We start from the raw sequence: 1,312 nt of genomic DNA, 5'->3' as shown, positions 1-1,312 counted from the left end.
CGGCGGTCGAGGTCGAGCCGTGGACGTTGCCGGGGTTGTTCGCGGAGCAGGTGGCGCGGACGCCGGATGCGGTGGCGGTGGTGTCGGAGGGTGTCGAGCTGTCGTACGGGGAGTTGGACGCGCGGGCCAATGCGGTGGCGCGGCGGTTGGTGGGTCTGGGTGTGGGTGCGGAGTGCGGTGTCGCGGTGCTGATGGAGCGGTCGGCGGAGTTGGTGGTGGCGCTGCTGGCGGTGGTGAAGGCGGGTGGTTACTACGTGCCGCTGGACGTCCGGTATCCGTTGGCGCACCGCAGGTCGATCGTGGGGGAGACGGGTGCCTCGGTCGTGCTCACCGATGCGGGGTTGCGGGGTGAGGCGGCCGAGCTGGGTCTGACGGTGCTGGAGGTTTCCGGTGCGGGTGTCGGGGAGCCGTTGGAGGTCTCGTGCGAGGTGGAGGGGTTGGCCTATGTGATGTACACCTCCGGCTCGACGGGTCGGGCGAAGGGTGTGGCGGTGACGCATGCCGACGTGGTGGCGTTGGCGCTGGACCGGCGGTTCGCGGGTGCGGGGTTCGAGCGGGTGCTGATGCACTCGCCGCACTCCTTCGACGCGTCGACGATGGAGCTGTGGGTTCCGCTGTTGACGGGGCGCCGGGTGGTGGTGATGCCCGAGGGGGATGTGACGGCGCTCTCGCTCGCGGGGGCGGTGTCCTCGTTCGGGGTCACGGCGCTGTGGTTGACGGCGGGGCTCTTCGCCCTGGTGGTGGAGGAGGATCCGGGGTGCCTGGCCGGGGTGCGTGAGGTGTGGGCCGGTGGCGACGTCCTGTCGCCGGTGGCTGTGGCGCGGGTGCGGGCGGCCTGCCCGGACATCGTGGTGGTGAACGGGTACGGGCCGACCGAGGCCACGACCTTCGTCGCCACGCACACCGCGGTGGACGGCGCGAGTGTGCTCCCGGTCGGGCGTCCGTTGGACAATGTGCGCGCCTATGTGCTGGACGCCGCGCTGCGTCCGGTGCCGGTGGGTGTGGCGGGCGAGTTGTACGTGGCGGGTGCGGGGCTGGCGCGTGGGTATGTGGCGCGCCCGGGGCTGACGGCGGAGCGGTTCGTTGCCGATCCGTTCGGGGTGCCGGGTGGCCGGCTGTATCGCACGGGTGACCTGGCGAAGTGGTCGGGCGACGGTGAGTTGGTGTTCGCGGGTCGCGCGGACGAGCAGGTGAAGCTGCGCGGTTTCCGGATCGAGCCGGGTGAGGTGCAGGCCGTCCTGGCCGCGCACCCGGGCCTGGAACAGGTCGTGGTCACGGTCCGCGAGGACGTCCCGGGCGACAAGCGCCTGGT

The 1,312-nt window shown here is 71.9% G+C and carries 1 protein-coding gene; it reads left to right on the top strand.

Annotated features, from left to right (window positions below):
* Positions 1-35: 35 nt before the first annotated feature.
* The coding region (locus ADK60_RS20615; RefSeq protein WP_234371187.1) for an amino acid adenylation domain-containing protein at positions 36-1,312 on the top strand (1,277 nt) is incomplete at its 3' end.

It is taken from the genome of Streptomyces sp. XY431 (assembly GCF_001279805.1).
In the GTDB taxonomy this organism is placed as follows: domain Bacteria; phylum Actinomycetota; class Actinomycetes; order Streptomycetales; family Streptomycetaceae; genus Kitasatospora; species Kitasatospora purpeofusca.
Note: the sequence above shows the minus strand (reverse complement) of the source record. Positions and strands in the feature narration are given on the sequence as shown.